The organism is Candidatus Hydrogenedentota bacterium, assembly GCA_012523015.1.
Taxonomy (GTDB): domain Bacteria; phylum Hydrogenedentota; class Hydrogenedentia; order Hydrogenedentales; family CAITNO01; genus JAAYBJ01.
This window is the reverse complement of the sequence record JAAYJI010000090.1, coordinates 1-1,548: the sequence shown is the minus strand read 5'-3', so window position 1 is coordinate 1,548 and position 1,548 is coordinate 1. Positions and strand designations below refer to the sequence as shown.

Below are 1,548 nucleotides of genomic sequence, written 5' to 3'. Positions count from 1 at the left end.
CTTGCGCATTTGCGCCGGAGCCGGGCTCCTGCAATTGCCGCGTAAAAAAGCGTGCCGCGAAAGAGTGCAGTTCCAACAAACGCCGCCGCAAATAATCATCTCGGTTATCGCTGCGCCCTGAACTTTCCAAGACAACGCCCGCACGATCCGCCAGCTTCTGCAGCGCCTCATTAAAACTTAAGCCTTCAAGTTCCATCAGAAAATGCAAGACATCACCGCCCTGACCGCTGCTGAAACAATAGTACATCTGGCGGTCTCGGCTCACCATGAAAGAGGGCGTCTTTTCATTCGTGAACGGGCTCAACCCTTTGAAACGATGATTGCCGGAGTCTTTCAGTTCCACGTGCTCCCCTATTACATCTACGATGTCACAGGAGGCAAGAACCCGGCCGATCATTTCTCGAGAATATTTTTTCAACAACTACCTCATAGCGTACGGCCAGTTTCAAAAACAAGTACAGCAATTATAAGTCCCAAATTGGCAACAAGATAGGGATGTCAATCCAATTCAAACAACAGGACTACTATAAAAAAGACACACCTCTGGCACTTTCTTATGTCAAGAGTGTACCATAACTAAGGTAAAAAAGCAAGCTGCTGAAAAAAATAAAAAGAAATGCTCTGTGATCCATCCGAAGCGATCTCATGAGCGGCCTGTCAGGGCGCCGGATTCATACGCTTGCGCCGGAGCGCCGCGTCATGCTCACAGCGCCCTTTACTTCATCAAAGTGCTTCTATATGGTATAATAGCGTGGCGGAGGAAAAGGCAGGGACAAACACTAAGGAGAACTGTTCATGGCAGTAGCCCACATTATACTTCCCGATATCGAAGAAAGCCCGGCATACAAAATTGCCGATCTCAGTTTGGCCGCTTGGGGCCGCAAAGAAATCGAAATGGCAGAAAAAGAAATGCCCGGTCTCATGGCGGTTCGTGAACGATACGCTGCCCAAAAGCCCCTCAAAGGAGCCCGTATCATGGGCTCTTTACATATGACGATCCAAACAGCCGTGTTAATCGAAACATTGCGCGCTTTGGGCGCCGAGATACGCTGGGCAAGCTGCAATATTTTTTCCACACAAGACCATGCCGCCGCGGCCATGGCTGCGGAAGGTGTGCCCGTCTTCGCATGGAAGGGAGAAACCCTCGAGGAGTACTGGTGGTGCACCTACCAGGCCATGCGCTTCCCGGACGGCAAGACGCTGAACCTAATCGTCGATGACGGCGGAGATGCAACCTTGCTTATCCACCGCGGCTACGCCCTTGAAGAGCATTTCAACAAAACAAAAGAACTGCTGCCCATTTCCAAAGACAACCATGAAATTGAAGTGGTGGATACACTTCTCCGTAAAATTCATGGCAAAGATCCCGACTATTGGCACCGCGTCGCAGCGGACTGGATCGGCCTGTCCGAAGAGACCACGACGGGCGTGCATCGACTTTATCACATGATGCGTGACGGCAGCCTGCTCACCCGAGCCATGAATGTCAACGACAGCGTCACCAAATCCAAATTCGATAATCTATACGGGTGCAGAGAATCCCTCGCT

2 protein-coding genes are annotated in these 1,548 nt (G+C 50.8%); one reads left to right on the top strand and one right to left on the bottom strand.

Features of this window, described 5'->3' with window-relative positions; translation table 11 throughout:
* Positions 1 to 418, bottom strand: a 418-nt coding sequence (locus tag GX117_04195) for a DNA primase (protein ID NLO32544.1), incomplete at its 3' end; no start/stop codon positions are given.
* 377 nt (positions 419 to 795) lie between these two features.
* On the opposite strand from GX117_04195, the gene GX117_04190 reads away from it, so the two are divergent.
* On the top strand, positions 796 to 1,548 hold a 753-nt coding region (locus GX117_04190; GenBank protein NLO32543.1), incomplete at its 3' end, for an adenosylhomocysteinase.